Source organism: Alteromonas abrolhosensis (assembly GCF_001953635.1).
GTDB lineage: Bacteria > Pseudomonadota > Gammaproteobacteria > Enterobacterales > Alteromonadaceae > Alteromonas > Alteromonas abrolhosensis.
Window position 1 is genome coordinate 384,077 of sequence record NZ_MEJH01000003.1, and the last position, 14,745, is coordinate 398,821.

At 43.2% G+C, this 14,745-nt stretch carries 15 protein-coding genes and 1 pseudogene; 8 read left to right on the forward strand and 8 right to left on the reverse strand.

Annotated features, from left to right (window positions below):
- Positions 1–4: 4 nt before the first annotated feature.
- On the forward strand, positions 5–613 hold the full coding sequence (locus BGK61_RS03760) for a peptidylprolyl isomerase (RefSeq protein ID WP_014997276.1): 609 nt from the start codon (positions 5–7) through the stop codon (positions 611–613).
- 27 nt (positions 614–640) lie between these two features.
- On the opposite strand, the gene BGK61_RS03765 is transcribed toward BGK61_RS03760, so the two are convergent.
- Entirely contained in the window at positions 641–1,177 is a 537-nt protein-coding gene (locus BGK61_RS03765) for a GNAT family N-acetyltransferase (protein ID WP_076012939.1), read from the reverse strand.
- Between the two features lie 110 nt (positions 1,178–1,287).
- Positions 1,288–1,911, reverse strand: coding sequence for a gamma-glutamylcyclotransferase (locus BGK61_RS03770; RefSeq protein WP_076012938.1), 624 nt, complete (start codon positions 1,909–1,911; stop codon positions 1,288–1,290).
- A gap of 363 nt (positions 1,912–2,274) precedes the next feature.
- On the opposite strand from BGK61_RS03770, the gene BGK61_RS03780 reads away from it, so the two are divergent.
- Positions 2,275–2,775, forward strand: a complete 501-nt coding sequence (locus BGK61_RS03780; protein WP_014999869.1) for a transposase — start codon at positions 2,275–2,277, stop codon at positions 2,773–2,775.
- Positions 2,733–3,617, forward strand: a pseudogene (locus BGK61_RS03785) (IS3 family transposase); the annotation flags it as partial. The gene BGK61_RS03780 and the pseudogene BGK61_RS03785, both read left to right, overlap by 43 nt.
- Before the next feature lie 67 nt (positions 3,618–3,684).
- Here BGK61_RS03785 and clpB read toward each other — a convergent pair.
- The 3 genes from clpB to rluD all read right to left on the reverse strand — a co-directional run bounded on the left by clpB (position 3,685) and on the right by rluD (position 8,184).
- Entirely contained in the window at positions 3,685–6,261 is a 2,577-nt protein-coding gene (clpB, locus tag BGK61_RS03790) for an ATP-dependent chaperone ClpB (RefSeq protein WP_014998910.1), read from the reverse strand.
- Between the two features lie 167 nt (positions 6,262–6,428).
- Positions 6,429–7,184, reverse strand: a complete 756-nt coding sequence (gene pgeF, locus BGK61_RS03795; RefSeq protein ID WP_076012632.1) for a peptidoglycan editing factor PgeF — start codon at positions 7,182–7,184, stop codon at positions 6,429–6,431.
- Between the two features lie 16 nt (positions 7,185–7,200).
- On the reverse strand, positions 7,201–8,184 hold the full coding sequence (gene rluD, locus BGK61_RS03800) for a 23S rRNA pseudouridine(1911/1915/1917) synthase RluD (protein ID WP_014998912.1): 984 nt from the start codon (positions 8,182–8,184) through the stop codon (positions 7,201–7,203).
- A gap of 186 nt (positions 8,185–8,370) precedes the next feature.
- Here rluD and BGK61_RS03805 point away from each other — a divergent pair, with 186 nt between their 5' ends.
- Positions 8,371–9,135 carry an outer membrane protein assembly factor BamD gene (locus BGK61_RS03805; RefSeq protein ID WP_076012633.1) on the forward strand — a complete coding sequence of 255 codons (765 nt, stop codon included), beginning with the start codon at positions 8,371–8,373 and terminating at the stop codon, positions 9,133–9,135.
- Between the two features lie 120 nt (positions 9,136–9,255).
- On the opposite strand, the gene BGK61_RS03810 is transcribed toward BGK61_RS03805, so the two are convergent.
- From BGK61_RS03810 to BGK61_RS03820, 3 genes are all read right to left on the reverse strand, one after another.
- Entirely contained in the window at positions 9,256–9,999 is a 744-nt protein-coding gene (locus BGK61_RS03810) for a ChrR family anti-sigma-E factor (RefSeq protein WP_076012634.1), read from the reverse strand.
- Entirely contained in the window at positions 9,992–10,603 is a 612-nt protein-coding gene (locus tag BGK61_RS03815; RefSeq protein ID WP_014998915.1) for a sigma-70 family RNA polymerase sigma factor, read from the reverse strand. The genes BGK61_RS03810 and BGK61_RS03815 overlap by 8 nt, the downstream gene beginning before the upstream one ends.
- A 119-nt stretch (positions 10,604–10,722) precedes the next feature.
- Positions 10,723–11,298, reverse strand: coding sequence for an LON peptidase substrate-binding domain-containing protein (locus BGK61_RS03820; RefSeq protein WP_076012635.1), 576 nt, complete (start codon positions 11,296–11,298; stop codon positions 10,723–10,725).
- A 257-nt stretch (positions 11,299–11,555) separates the two neighbouring features.
- On the opposite strand from BGK61_RS03820, the gene BGK61_RS03825 reads away from it, so the two are divergent.
- Genes BGK61_RS03825 through BGK61_RS03840 form a run of 4 tightly spaced genes read left to right on the forward strand, consistent with a single transcriptional unit; the run spans position 11,556 to position 14,743 of the window.
- The gene (locus BGK61_RS03825; protein ID WP_076012636.1) at positions 11,556–12,011 is read left to right on the forward strand and encodes a nuclear transport factor 2 family protein; all 456 of its coding nucleotides are present in this window, start codon (positions 11,556–11,558) and stop codon (positions 12,009–12,011) included.
- Positions 12,008–12,727: an SDR family NAD(P)-dependent oxidoreductase gene (locus BGK61_RS03830; RefSeq protein ID WP_076012637.1), complete on the forward strand. Its 720-nt coding sequence runs from the start codon at positions 12,008–12,010 to the stop codon at positions 12,725–12,727. Before BGK61_RS03825 ends, BGK61_RS03830 begins: the two co-directional genes overlap by 4 nt.
- 10 nt (positions 12,728–12,737) lie before the next feature.
- Complete coding sequence (locus BGK61_RS03835; RefSeq protein WP_076012638.1) at positions 12,738–14,003, forward strand: NAD(P)/FAD-dependent oxidoreductase; 1,266 nt, start codon at positions 12,738–12,740, stop codon at positions 14,001–14,003.
- A complete protein-coding gene (locus BGK61_RS03840) occupies positions 14,000–14,743 on the forward strand; it encodes a DUF1365 domain-containing protein (RefSeq protein ID WP_083648718.1) in 744 nt (247 codons plus the stop codon). Before BGK61_RS03835 ends, BGK61_RS03840 begins: the two co-directional genes overlap by 4 nt.
- The last annotated feature ends 2 nt before the right edge of the window (positions 14,744–14,745 follow it).

Here is a 14,745-nt window from a genome sequence, read left to right on the forward strand (position 1 = left end):
TTTTATGAGAAAAATACTTTTACCACTTTTCACCGCCGTTTTGCTGCTAGGTAGCAGTTCTGCGGTTATGGCAAAGAAAGACGATGGTTCTCAGGTTCAGCCTGATAACTACTATCCAAGGGTAAAAATTGAAACCACAATGGGCGATGTTGTAGTGGAACTCGATAGAAGACGTGCGCCGATTACGGTGAACAACTTTCTTCGCTACGTAGATAAACGCGCATATGAAGACACTATTTTTCATCGCATTGTGCCAGGGTTTGTTGTACAAGGCGGCGGATATACTGCCGATTTCAACGGCAAATCAAATTTCCCAGATATCTTTAACGAATCGGGTAACGGGTTGACTAACGACTTGCACACCATCGCAATGGCAAGACAAAGCGACCCGCATACGGCAAACCGCCAGTTTTTCTTTAACGTAAACGACAACACTAGCTTAAACCCTGGAAGAGACTGGGGTTATGCAGTATTTGGCGTGATTGTAGAAGGCGAAGACATTGTCGACGCCATGTCTGAAGTAGAAACAGAATATTCCATTCGCTTGAATGCGAATAACGTCCCGATTGAGCCTATCATCATTAAGAAAATGACCGTGCTGCCGCCCCTGTAATTTTTGACTGAAGTCGTAAAGCAGGAATTAAAAGGCAGCTGAGCTAGGGGCTGATAGTTCCAATCTATACAAGTGCTGGCCGGGAAAGGCTTTATCAAAGTATAGCCCCTGCTTTTCAAACCCTAATCGCATTAAGAGTTTTTGTGATGCCATATTTTCTGGGTGGGTCATCGCTGTTAAAAAGCGATAGCCTTGTGAGGCAGACCAGGCGATAACACACTGGCATGCCTCAAAGCACACACCATTTCTTCTCGCCTCAGGCAGCATAGCAAAGCCTAAGTCAGGGCATTCAAATGCGAATCGATTGAACAGCCCACACACACCTAACGGTTGCTTAGTTTCGCTCAGTTCAACAGCTAGTAGACCATACCCCCACTCTTCTCGCTGCGCATTAGTTTTACCAATATAGTCACAGGCGTCGTCTACGTTATTAACGTTTTTACTTCCAATGTATTTAAGCCATAGTACGTCTTGCTGAAGTGCTAGTATCCAATGCTTGTCATCATAGGTCAGCGGACGCAATGTAATTCTATCGTTCGTAAAAAAAGAGGTGGTCGTATTCACACTAATCCTTTTGCCAGTATGGTTAAACTAACGGGATATTATTCTTATCGTAAATAATTGTGAGCGTGTATTACCTTAATGGGCAAGGTATTCATTCACAGACGCTCACACTACCTGTTTGATAGAAGCGTGTCTATGTGTTCAATTTGCTTGCTGTCCACAAGTGCAGCTCGAGGGTATTTAGGCGCAACTCTGTCGTTTACTCTCGGATGTTCCCAAAGCGAGGTTTGCGCTATAAACCGCTTAGCCTCTTCTTGACCACCGTGCTCCAAACAACCAGCCAAACAGGTATCAATGTAAGTTTGATGGACGGGGTATGCCTCACTTGCAGGTTCACAGGCAAGGGTTTCACAAATCCAAAAAGAAAATTGTGAAAGGGTATCTTCTAACCACGTTGCATTATCAGGGTGATGTAAATGAAAATCGAGGTTTTGAGGGCTGACTTCAACAAAGCGATAGTCTTTTTCTCTTTCTTGAAGCGCGGGATTAATTTGCGTGGGGACCAGCTGGGCGTTTAGCTTACTCGTTGCATTTGCTACTGCTCCTACGTAGGTTTGCTTTTCTTCAACGCTGCGCGTCACCCAAGCCCTTTCGAAACCTGAAACGGTAACGGGGATCCCCTGAATAAAAATGTTCGAGTAGCGCTCTCGGCTATCTTTACTTAGTAAGCTTCCGTAACCTAAAACCATGTGTTTTTCGGTTTGTGATTGTAGCCATTGGGCTAGCTCTTTCATTGTCACCTCTATGTCACAGCAGTGTAGCTTGCTAGTGTAAAAATGAAAAAGGCGGTGTGCAATACTGAAGTGACCCCCAATAGTTGGACTATCCAATTACTGGGGGTCTTTTTATGTCAAAACATCACAGAGCATTTAAGTTAAAGCTAGCGCGACTAGCGCAAGAAGAGAGTTCAGGAGCCTTAGGTAGAAAGTTTAAAGTACGACCTAACCTTATTCGTTACTGGTCTCAAGTCTATCGCATCAACGGCTTTGATAGTTTTATCCATAAGCAATTGCCTTACACCTTTGAATTTAAACTGCATGTACTCAATNTGAAGTGACCCCCAATAGTTGGACTATCCAATTACTGGGGGTCTTTTTATGTCAAAACATCACAGAGCATTTAAGTTAAAGCTAGCGCGACTAGCGCAAGAAGAGAGTTCAGGAGCCTTAGGTAGAAAGTTTAAAGTACGACCTAACCTTATTCGTTACTGGTCTCAAGTCTATCGCATCAACGGCTTTGATAGTTTTATCCATAAGCAATTGCCTTACACCTTTGAATTTAAACTGCATGTACTCAATGCTATGTCTGCGAATCATTGGTCACTGACATATACCAGCGCCTATTTCGACTTATCATCCCCAGGTATTTTATTTCAATGGCAAAAGCTTTATGCTCGCGAGGGTATAACTCGTCTTAAACCACAGAAAACAGGTAGGCCTCGCGTGATTAATCATTCTTCTACTCCTAAACCATCATCTGAGATGACTGAAAAAGAACTGAGAGAAGAGCTCGATTATCTACGTGCAGAGAACGCTGTCTTAAAAAAGTTAGAAGCCTTGGCTCAAGCCAGAAAGAAAAAAGCAAAGACAAAACGATAGTTGTCGAAGAGCTCAAGGCAATATATAGCTTACAGCATTTATTAAAGGTTACAGGGCTTCCCAAGAGTGTGTATTACTACCATCGTAATACCCTGAATCAGCCTTGTTCCAATACTGACTTACGCATAAAGATACGTGATATCTATCACAAGCATAAAGGTCGATATGGCTATCGTAGAATAACTTACGCGCTAAGAATGATGGGCTTGGTAGTTAATCACAAGCGTGTGCAACGCTTGATGGGTGAACTCGGCTTGAAATCAAAAGTCAGGCCTAAACGCTATAAATCTTACAAAGGTGAAGTCGGCAAAGTCGCTGAAAATGTCCTTAAACGTGAATTTACGRCAAAGAAACCGAATCAAAAATGGGTAACTGATGTGACTGAGTTTAAGGTCAACGGCCAGAAAGTATATCTGTCACCGATAATAGACCTGTTTAACCAAGAGGTGGTTAGCTATGAAGTTCGAACATCGGTTACGTTACCCTTAGTCACTGATATGCTCAAAGCTGCCACAGCAAAGCTACTGAAGCACGAGAAGCCACTCTTACACTCAGACCAAGGTTGGCAATATCAAAACATACAATACCAACAACACCTGAAAAAGCATGGGTTGCTTCAAAGTATGTCTAGGAAAGGAAACTGTTTAGACAATGCCGTTGCAGAGAACTTCTTCGGCATATTAAAAACTGAGATGTATCACAATGAAACGTTCAAAGATGCGAATGAGCTCATTGAAAACATCAAAGAATATATTGATTACTACAACAACGAACGCATTAAGCTAAAACTAAAAGGCCTGAGTCCGATACAATATCGAAATCAGGCCTTGGTTGCCGCTTAGAAATGAGTCCAACTTAATGGGGTCACTTCAAATTCAGTGCCTTTTATCTAACCAAAATTCTTCATCGTTAGCCGCTAACAACAAAAAGTCCGCTATCATCCGCATCAATACGAATAGTAGATTCAGGGATAAGCTCGCCAGCGAGTAATTGATGCGCGAGTGGGTTTTCCACTTGCACTTGAATTGCTCGTTTAAGCGGTCTTGCGCCAAACACAGGGTCGAAGCCAGCGTCTGCCAACTTATCCATTGCTGCCGCAGTAAGCGTAAGTTTATACCCTTTCTCTGCCAGCCTTGCACGAAGTGAGGCAAGCTGAATTTTGGCTATAGACTTAATCTGCTCTTTCCCTAGTGGATGGAATACCACTATATCATCTACGCGGTTGATGAATTCAGGCCTGAAGTGTTGCCCTACTACACTCATTACCGACGCTTTCATATCGTCATACTGGCTTTCATTGTGCTTATCTTGGATGATGTCTGACCCTAGGTTAGACGTCATGATCACAACCGTATTTTTAAAATCTACAGTGCGCCCTTGTCCATCAGTAAGTCGTCCGTCATCTAACACTTGAAGCAAGATATTAAATACGTCTGGGTGCGCCTTTTCAACTTCGTCCAGAAGAATTACCGAATACGGTTTGCGGCGCACGGCTTCCGTTAAGTACCCTCCCTCTTCATAACCGACATAGCCGGGAGGAGCACCTACTAAACGTGCTACTGAATGTTTTTCCATAAACTCAGACATGTCGATACGCACCATAGCGTCTTCAGTATCAAACATAAAGCCTGCCAGCGCCTTACACAGTTCTGTTTTACCTACACCTGTCGGCCCTAAGAACAAGAATGAGCCGATAGGCCGATTTGGATCTGCAAGCCCTGCACGTGAACGTCTAATGGCATTTGATACAGCCTGAACCGCCTCTTCTTGACCCACAACACGTTTGTGAAGAACATCTTCCATGCGCAGTAATTTCTCGCGCTCGCCCTCTAGCATTCTCGCTACGGGAATACCAGTCCAGCGAGAAAGCACATCGGCAATTTCAACGTCAGTAACTTTGTTTTTGAGTAACGTAGTTTCTCTGGTTTCATTTTCAGCCGCTTGCTCTAGCTTTGCTTCTAGCTCGGGAATACGGCCATATTGCAGTTCCGACATGCGGTTTAGGTCAGACGCACGTCGAGCAATTTCCAAATCAAGTTTAGCCTGTTCAAGCTCCCCTTTGATGGTTTGAGTGCCCTGCATGGCGTCTTTTTCGTCCAGCCATACTTTTTCAAGCTCTGCATACTTAGTTTCCGCTTGCTCACGCTCTAGCTCAATCATTTCAAGGCGCTTATGACTCGCGTCATCAGTTTCTTTGGCAAGCGCTTGTTCTTCCAACTTAAGCTGGATGATACGACGCTCCAGACGATCCATTTCCTCTGGCTTAGAGTCTATTTGCAAACGAATACTTGAAGCTGCTTCATCAATAAGGTCAATTGCCTTGTCTGGTAATTGACGGTCACTAATGTAGCGATGTGACAAACTCGCTGCTGCAACAATTGCCGGGTCGGTAATGTCGACCGAGTGATGCAACTCATAACGTTCTTTGAGGCCTCGCAGAATGGCAATGGTGTCTTCTACACTTGGCTCTTCAACTAATACTTTTTGGAAACGACGTTCAAGCGCAGCGTCTTTTTCAATGTACTGACGATATTCATCCAGTGTAGTAGCCCCTACGCAGTGAAGTTCACCACGGGCTAACGCAGGTTTAAGCATATTACCTGCATCCATCGCTCCATCGCCCTTCCCTGCACCTACCATGGTGTGCAGTTCGTCAACGAATAAGATCACGCGGCCTTCTTCTTTGGCCAGCTCATTAAGCACTGCTTTAAGGCGCTCTTCAAACTCACCGCGATATTTAGCCCCCGCTACTAATGCGCCCATATCCAAGGCAAGAACGCGCTTGTTCTTTAACCCTTCTGGAACTTCGCCATTAATGATGCGCTGTGCCAAACCTTCCACAATAGCCGTTTTACCCACACCCGGTTCACCAATGAGAACGGGGTTGTTTTTGGTTCTGCGCTGTAAAACTTGGACGGTTCGACGAATCTCATCGTCTCGACCAATAACCGGGTCTAGCTTACCTTGTTCGGCTCGCTCGGTTAAATCTGTGGTGTACTTTTCGAGCGCCTGACGAACGTCCTCGGCGTTGGGGTCTGTCACCTTCTGTCCACCACGCATGTCGTCTATCGCACTTTCTATAGCTTCTTTAGTAATATTCAGGCTTTTGAGGATTTCACCCAAGCGCCCTTTATCTTGTAGCGCCGCAAGAACAAAGATTTCTGAAGTGATGTATTCGTCTTTCCGTTGCTGCGCTATCTTGTCGCAAAGATTTAGTAAAATGCCGCTGTCTTTACTTAATTGAACATCGCCTCCAATGCCTTCAATACGAGGCAAGCGTTCAATAGCTTGGCTCAGTGCTGATCGCAGCGCATTAACATTAATGTTAGCTTGATCAAGTAGTGGACGTACTGAACCACCTTGCTGGTTCAGCATAGCAGTCATAAGGTGAACGGGTTCAATGTATTGGTGATCTCGCCCCAATGCGAGTGATTGAGCATCGGAAATGGCGAGCTGAAATTTACTGGTAAATCTATCTAGTCTCATAATCTCAACCTAAAAAAATTAACAACTATTTATGTTCTAGTTATGTAGGCTGCACAATTGTGATTCAAGTACGAGATTAAAAAGTTAGCCAAAAAGATAAGAAATAGTGACGAGAGTTTGATTTAGCGCAAACATTTCGGGCACGCCCCCTCGTTAAGAGGAAACGGTTACAGAATACCGATGACGCTTACCATACGCCCTGTCGTGCGCTTGTTTTGGTGGGTTGCTCTTCGATGTGAATAAAAGCGCTTTTCATCAGTGTACGTACACAAATTACTTAAGGTAATATTTTCAACACCAGCCTGCTGTAATTGCACCCGCGTTACCCTAGGTAAGTCTAGTAAAAACTTGCCTTTATTAGCACTATCAGAAATGGCGCCCTCTACATGACGAAATTTATTTGCCTGTTCGGCATCAACTTCGTAGCAGCCACCGCTGATTGCGGGTCCAACCCAAGCAATGAGTTTGTTAGATTTACACTTAAAACGTGAAATAGCATTTTTAACAATATTACTCTCAAGACCCTTCCATCCCGCATGCACTGCGGCAATTTCTTGTCCACTCTCATCACATAAAAGTATAGGTACACAGTCTGCGGTCATCACCGCACAAAAATGTGAATTAGAAGTAGAGTAAGCCGCATCGGCAGTGGTATCTGCACTTGGAAGCGACACGACGCGGTTGCTGTGAACTTGTTCTAACCACGTGATTTTCTCGCTATGCGGGATGAGACTTCTATTGGCCTTTACTAACATTAAGTCGTCACCCACGTGGGCGCCAACGTTCAAGCCTGCAAAATCACCTACGCTTGCTCCTCCCATTCTTGTCGTTGTATAAGCAACAATGTTAGGAGGACAAGACCACGCTGGCGTAATCAAATCCAGCGCTGGCGAAATAGATGAGTTTGCAGCTGAAAATGTCATTTTCTCGCGCCTCTGCTTAAAGAATATCCTGTGGATTGTCCGTGGTATCTTTTTTAACGGCTTTAAGTAGGTCCTGCATGTCCTGAGGTAGCGGAGCTTTCCACGTCATCCACTCTTCCGTTTCTGGATGGAATAAAGAAAGCTGAGCGGCATGTAATGCCTGACGTTGGAACCCGCGAAGCGCTGCAATAAACTCTTCTGAAGCTCCCTTGGGTAAACGAGGACGCCCACCATAAACCTGATCGCCCAGCAATGGGTGTTTGATGTGGGCCATATGAACGCGGATTTGGTGCGTACGGCCAGTTTCAAGTTTTAAGCGCAGGTGTGTGTATGCGCGGAATTTTTCGATAACACGAAAATGCGTTACCGCCGGTTTACCCATTTCACGAACTGCCATGTGCGTTCGTTTCGTAGCGTGTCTTCCAATAGGCGCATCAACAATACCACCTGCAACCATAGTACCTAGTGCAATGGCTTCGTATTCTCGGCTCATCTCTCTGCGCTGCAGTTGGTCAACAAGATGCGTTTGCGCGGGAATTGTTTTTGCCACTACCATTAAACCAGTGGTGTCTTTATCAAGTCGGTGGACAATACCCGCTCGCGGCACTTTATCTATATCAGGGCAATGATTAAGTAGTGCATTCAGCACCGTACCGCTTGGGTTCCCGGCACCTGGGTGCACAACCAAATCGGCTGGCTTGTTAATTACTAAGATGTGCTCATCTTCATAAACGATGTTTAGCGCGATGTCTTGCGCTTCGCTTGTTACCTGTACGTCCATTTCGGCCTGTACAGTAACAAGTTCATCCATTTGCATTTTGTGCCGTGGTACGGTGATTACTTCACCATTGACAGAGACATTTCCCTCTTGAATCCAAGTTTTTAACTTAGAACGAGAATATTCAGGGAACAAATCAGCCAAAACCTGATCTAATCGTAAACCAAAATGCGCAGCTTCCGTTGAAGCTTCTAATTGTATTGTGTTCGGCGACTGTGTCATAACACCATTGATTGCGTCTAAAAAAGGGTATTATAACAAGTATTCACGCTGTACACTGCCTTGTTTACGTTTTTGTATGGTTTTTCTCATCGTTAGTACGTTAGAATGCAATCAAAGTGTTGTTGTTTAACACATGAGCTTAGACAGCGAAGTATTAAAACTGTTTAGCAGGAAAATAGAATTATTATGAAATCATTTCGTCTACTGGCCCCCGTTTTAGTGGGTGCTATGGTATCTGTCGCAGGATGTAGCTCTTCGGATAATGAAGAGAAAGCCGTTTTAGCTAACATGGGTGCGCAGCAACTATACGACAGAGCAAAGCAGAGTATGGAAGTAGGAAACTTTAGCGCTGCTGCTCAAACACTAAGCGCGCTAGATTCACGCTATCCTTTTGGCCCTTTATCGCATCAAGTACAGCTAGACCTTATTTATAGCTATTATAAATCGGGCAAAACTGAAGAGACGCTTGCTACTATCGATAGATTTATTCGTCTGAACCCTAATCATTCGGATGTTGATTACGCATATTACATGCGTGGATTAAGTAACATGGAATCAGATAGTAATCTTTTCCAAGAGCTAATGAATATTGACCGTACGGATCGAGATCCGTCGAAATCTCGTGCGGCGTTTGAAGATTTCCGCAGACTCATCCAACAATATCCAGATAGCAAATATGCGGCAGATGCGAAACAGCGCATGGTTCATATTAAAGACCGCTTAGCTCGTTACGAGATTGCTATCGCACGTTTTTATATGAGACGCCAAGCGTATGTGGCTGCTGCAAACCGTGGCCGTTATGTTATTGAGCATTTTCCAAATACCACACAGGTGCAGCAGGCGCTTGAAATCATGGTTTCAAGTTATGAGCAATTAGGCCTTGATGAATTGCGCGATAACGCAATGAAAACATTGAAGCTTAACTATCCTGAGAGCGAGTTCATTAGCTAAGGCTATTGTATATTTACTTGGTAGTTATTTACTGAGAAGCCGACTGTAACTAAAAAACGCACTTATGTGCGTTTTTTGTTTGGTTTCTAGGTACTTATGCTCGCATCCTTGCAAAGGATACTAGCGGAAAAACAAGTGGCTAAAGGGGTTTAGCAACCTAGCTAGACCTGATGTAAAATGTAGTGGTTGGTCGACTATACTGAAAACTAAACACCCATCTTTCCCTTCAGATTTAGGCGTATGTGTTTTCTCGCCGTCCATATAAATAAAATCCCCTGTATCGTACCGACTCAGTCCATCACTGAACTCACCGTCAATAACTAGGGTATATTCTGTTCCTCGGTGGGTATGCTCTGGAACACTGCCGCCACTTCCCATGAATATGAAATTTGCTACGCCTTGATTACCTAAATCTACAGGCGCTTGCCACAACTTTCCTACAAGACTTGACCAGTTACCTGTTTTGTCGATGTAGCGATGCAATGTTCTGGGTAAAGTAAACACTCGGCCATCTAATTCTACTGTCTTTACGCCACTATTTACTTGGGAAGATGCTTTATGTTTCAACGGTTCTCTATATTCTAGCGGTTGCTTTGCCGCTGAACCATTTTGTCTAGAAGACGGAAGTTGGGTAATTTGGGACAGCATGTCGCCAAACTGAAGTGTCATTTCGGTTCTGTCGCCAGCACTCAGACTCGCGTTCGATACCATTTGAGCGGCAAGACTTTCTGTTTCAATCTCTACAAAACGCTGACATTTTTCGCACATGTCACAATGTGCGGAAACCATCAGTGATATAGCAGGTGACAATGTGCCCTCAACGAAATCTCTAAGCTGTTGGGCACTTGGGTGAAACCTAATCATTATCGTTTAACATGACCTTTAATCGTTGAAGCGCCAAGCGCGTACGCGACTTTACTGTACCTAATGGAATAGAAAGCTCATCGGCAACTTCTTGTTGTGACTTGCCATCAATATAAATAGCTTCGACCACAGCTTTTTGCTTTACAGGAAGTGATTCAAATAAATAACCAATCTGCTCTAAAGTAACTTGCTCGTCAAGTGGCGCTTCATTAGCGTCCGCAGTTTGTTCGCATAAAACCGGCCATAAGTCATCAGAACACACGTCTTCTTTTCTGTTTTGCAATTTGCGCAACATATCAAAGCGGATATTCCGTGCAATGGTAAAAATCCACGTTGAAGGAGAACCCTTTTCTGCATTGAACAAATGCGCCTTTTGCCAAACATTCGACATAGTATCTTGCACCAGTTCCATTGCCAGTGCCTCATTACCCATTTGTTTTAATGCATAAGAGCGTAAACGAGGCGCGAAGTAGTTAAACACACGAGCAAAAGAACGTTTGCACCGGGCATCTGCAACCGCGACAAGGTAATCAGACATTTCAGTAGCACACTCTTTAGGTTTGATTGTGCTGTTACTTTGTTCCAAAGGAATTCCAACTAACATAAGATTCGTCCGCTTTTCCGTTTTGGTTGTATCATTCTACGGCGTTATGACTTAAAACGTTTGCGAAAATCGCGAATATTGGATTACGAATTTGTAATATAACAATTCAGTTCTCACTCTTAAGCAATTAAAGCAGAGAGGTAATTAAGTAAACCAGTACATTCTCTTTGCGCTAAAAAGTGCTGTTTTTGAGAACCATCAACTGGCAGCAATTCTAACCATCGATTTAATACCCAGTGAGGGCAATCAAATTTTGGTGATTCATACAGCGATGCCAGTTCTTCGTAATTTCCAAATATTTCTTTAAGTCGCTCGTCCATAGGCGCTATTTGTTGAGGGGCCAAATCGCACTGCCAAGGCTCTAAAACCTTACAACTACCGGTACGAAGACCATCTTTTTCAACTTCAATGCTACTTACCTCAACTAAATGAGAACCAGCAACCTTTATGCCAAGCAACCCATCGTCAAGCATATCGAAGTCAACAACCTTCGCGTACGTCCCTATTTTGTGAATGTGTTCATTCAATTCTTTATTGCCATTCGCATTTAGCATGCACATGACAAAGCCTTTATTTTCGGCGCATGCCTGCTTAACCATACGCACATATCTAGGCTCAAAAATACGCAACGCCATTCTACCTTCCGGCAGAAGGTGCGCAGATAAAGGGAATAAAGGGAAACGTTCTACACTCATACTCAGCACTTCCGAAAACACGAAAATAATTACGCAAGTGAGAACAAATAGGATCGAATGGGAAAATTTTTCACAGATAAACAGAAAAACATGATCTTAAGAATGTTGTTTGGTGTAACTTAATTTTTGAATAAGAACATTAACAGATTTCGAATCAGAGACTTGCGACAAATAAGAAAAAGTGCCCTCGAATTTTTTCAGAGTGGTATTTCATCAATACTCAATCTCGCGATTTAAATATCATGATAGGAAGGCCTATGGACGTCATTGGACGCTTTTGTAAATTTTACACAGATATATGTCAGATTTCGCCGGAAGACTTGGAAGAAATCTACGCCAATGATGTTTTGTTTATAGACCCTATCACTACACATCGTGGCATCGAAGAGGTTAAACATTACTTTTCCAATTTATTAACCCAAGCCCAAAGCTGCAAATTTGATATATCAGATGTGTACATGTGTTCATCTACGAACGCCGGGGAAGAAGAGCGAAAACACAGTGACGTTACCCACGTTGCCAATTGGACCATGAAACTAACGCTTAAAAGTAATTCGAAAGAAATAACGTTAGATGGCACTACCCAACTTGGTGTCAAGAAAGACAGTATCATCTATCACAAAGATTACTACGACTTGGGCGAAATGGTTTATGAGCACGTACCCATTTTAGGTTTTGTAGTTAAAAAAATTAAAGGGAAGCTAGCACAGTGAAAACTATGTTAATTACCGGAGCAACATCTGGTATCGGCAAAGCGTTAGCTATAAACGCTGCGAATAAAGGTTACCAGGTTATTGCATGCGGTCGAAATAAAGAGACTCTCGACGAGCTTAGCAAGTATAGCAACATCAACGCTTGTCAGTTTGATGTTACCAGTCTTGACGATACTCGACGAGCACTAGCAACGGTTAAATTCGATATTGCTGTCCTCAACGCTGGTACCTGCGAATATGTCGATATTGATGACTTTGAGCCTGACATGTTTAGGCGTGTTTTCGAACCTAACTTCTTTGGTGTAGTTCATTGTGTAGACGCCCTACTTCCAAGACTTAAGCGTGGCGACAAACTTGTGATTGTGGACAGTATGGCCCGTTTACTTCCTTTCACACGAACTCAAGCCTACGGTGCGAGCAAAGCTGCTCTGCATTATTTTACTAAATCGCTGGAAGTTGACCTTCATCACAAAGGAGTGAAAGTGCAAGCGGTGTCTCCTGGATTTGTAGAAACACCTCTCACCGATAAGAATGATTTCGAAATGCCAATGAAAATCAGTGCTGAAGAAGCCGCTGATGCTATGCTCAAGGGGATTGAGAGCAATAAACAAACTGTTTTCTTTCCTAGAGTATTTGGTTTTATTCTTCGCTTTATGCACATATTACCAACCCCACTACAAAAGCGCTTATCGTTAGCGATGCGAGAAGAACAATAAGAGAAAAATAATGAAAAATGAGATTGCCATTATAGGCACAGGTATTTCAGGGTTAACCTGCGCGCACCTTTTAAATAGGCAGCACAATATTACGGTATACGAAGCAAATGACTATGTAGGTGGTCATACTGCAACAAAGAAAATTGATGATAATGGAGAAACCCACCATATCGACACCGGTTTTATCGTTTTTAACGATTGGACCTACCCCAATTTTATAAAGCTTATTACTCAGCTAAACGTTGACTATCAACCAACAGAGATGAGCTTCTCTGTAATGAGTAAAAAGGCGAACCTTGAATACAACGGCAATAACTTAAACAGCTTGTTCGCGCAGCGACGTAATATCCTGAGGCCTAAGTTCTGGCGTATAGTGAAAGACATATTAACGTTTAATAAAGCGTGTAAAGCCATGGTCGCTGAGAACCGTGATACATCTTCACTTACGTTAGAAGATGTTATTAATGAATTAAAACTAAGCGATGACTTTGCACGTTATTACATTTTGCCTATGTGCGCTGCAATTTGGTCTAGCAGCTTAGAGCAAACGAGAAAGTTTCCACTCACGTTCTTTCTGCAATTTTTTAATAATCACGGCTTGCTCAACATAACCGACCGACCTCAGTGGTACACAATTAAAGGTGGCTCTAGCCAATATATTGCTCCGTTAATCGCGCCGTTTAAGTCTAAAATCAAACTATCAACAGCCGTTGTTTCTGTAGCTAAAAGCGATAATAAATGGCAGGTTACCGATTCATCAGGCAACGCTGCGATGTATGATCATGTGATTTTCGCCTGTCACAGCGACCAAGCATTAAAAATGCTTCACTCTCCAAATTCGCTCCATCAGGATATCTTAGGGAAGATACCTTACGCAGAGAATGACGTAGTGATGCACAAAGATATTTCGCAACTACCTAAAAGAAAGTTAGCGTGGGCAAGCTGGAACTACAGCTTGAAAGAAGACAGTAGCGAGGAATCTCGCCCTGCTTCTGTCACTTACAACATGAATATTCTTCAAAGACTTGAGGCAAGGAACACCTATTGTGTAACCCTAAACAATACACCTGAAATCAATGAAGGCAGCATTTTGCGCAGCTATAGGTATGCGCATCCGCAATACAGTGCCAGTATGGTCAATGCACAAGCAAGAAGAAACGAGATCTGTGGCGTCGACAACTTACATTTCTGTGGGGCTTACTGGTACAACGGCTTTCACGAAGACGGTGTCACCAGCGCTCTTGATGTATGTGCTCGTTTCGGTGAAGCCCTGTGATTGAAAGTGCTATCTATAAAGGTAAGGTGTATCACCAGCGGTTTAAGCCTACCCAGCATAAATTTGACTACGACATCTATCTGTTTTGGTTAAAACTTGAGAGCAACGAACTCGAAACCTTGTCCAGTTCGTTAAAACGCTTCTCTGCATACGACAAGGCTAGAGTGCGTTTCAAGCGTGAAGACTACTTAGGTGATGCCTCTGTTTCACTCAAGCAGGCTGTGCTTGAGAGAATGACTGAGTTAAATGACGGGATAACACTTAAAGGTGATGTTTTTATGCTGGGACAACTGCGTATGTGGGGGCTCTATTTCAGCCCGGTTAACTTCTATTACCTACGCAATACCGAAGGTAAGTATACGCATATGCTTGCCGAAGTAAGTAATACGCCATGGAATGAGCGCCATCACTACCTTGTAAATTTAGACACTCAAGACGATACGCCAAAAGCTTTTCATGTCTCCCCTTTTAATCCAATGGATATGACCTACAAATGGTCGATATCGCAGCCGTCGTCTAGACTGTCACTTGCGATGGATTGTATAAGAGACGACAAAGAGTTCAGTGCAGGGATTAATTTGACTAAATTTACTTTAGATAATGCGAATCTATCTGCGGCACTTAAACGTATACCCAGTATGACAATAAAAACTGTGGCTGGAATTTATTGGCACGCCCTTAAATTACTTATTAAACGAACGCCACTGTATACACACCCAGAAAAGAGTCAGGAACAATAACA

Coding starts and splice junctions, on each gene's coding strand:
- BGK61_RS03820 (WP_076012635.1), bottom strand. CDS start 11,298: ATGAGTGTAGAACGTTTCCCTTTATTCCCTTTATCTGCGCACCTTCTG.
- BGK61_RS03815 (WP_014998915.1), bottom strand. CDS start 10,603: ATGTTAGTTGGAATTCCTTTGGAACAAAGTAACAGCACAATCAAACCT.
- rluD (WP_014998912.1), bottom strand. CDS start 8,184: ATGACACAGTCGCCGAACACAATACAATTAGAAGCTTCAACGGAAGCT.
- BGK61_RS03835 (WP_076012638.1), top strand. CDS start 12,738: ATGAAAAATGAGATTGCCATTATAGGCACAGGTATTTCAGGGTTAACC.
- pgeF (WP_076012632.1), bottom strand. CDS start 7,184: ATGACATTTTCAGCTGCAAACTCATCTATTTCGCCAGCGCTGGATTTG.
- BGK61_RS03825 (WP_076012636.1), top strand. CDS start 11,556: ATGGACGTCATTGGACGCTTTTGTAAATTTTACACAGATATATGTCAG.
- BGK61_RS03810 (WP_076012634.1), bottom strand. CDS start 9,999: ATGATTAGGTTTCACCCAAGTGCCCAACAGCTTAGAGATTTCGTTGAG.
- clpB (WP_014998910.1), bottom strand. CDS start 6,261: ATGAGACTAGATAGATTTACCAGTAAATTTCAGCTCGCCATTTCCGAT.
- BGK61_RS03770 (WP_076012938.1), bottom strand. CDS start 1,911: ATGAAAGAGCTAGCCCAATGGCTACAATCACAAACCGAAAAACACATG.
- BGK61_RS03760 (WP_014997276.1), top strand. CDS start 5: ATGAGAAAAATACTTTTACCACTTTTCACCGCCGTTTTGCTGCTAGGT.
- BGK61_RS03780 (WP_014999869.1), top strand. CDS start 2,275: ATGTCAAAACATCACAGAGCATTTAAGTTAAAGCTAGCGCGACTAGCG.
- BGK61_RS03805 (WP_076012633.1), top strand. CDS start 8,371: ATGAAATCATTTCGTCTACTGGCCCCCGTTTTAGTGGGTGCTATGGTA.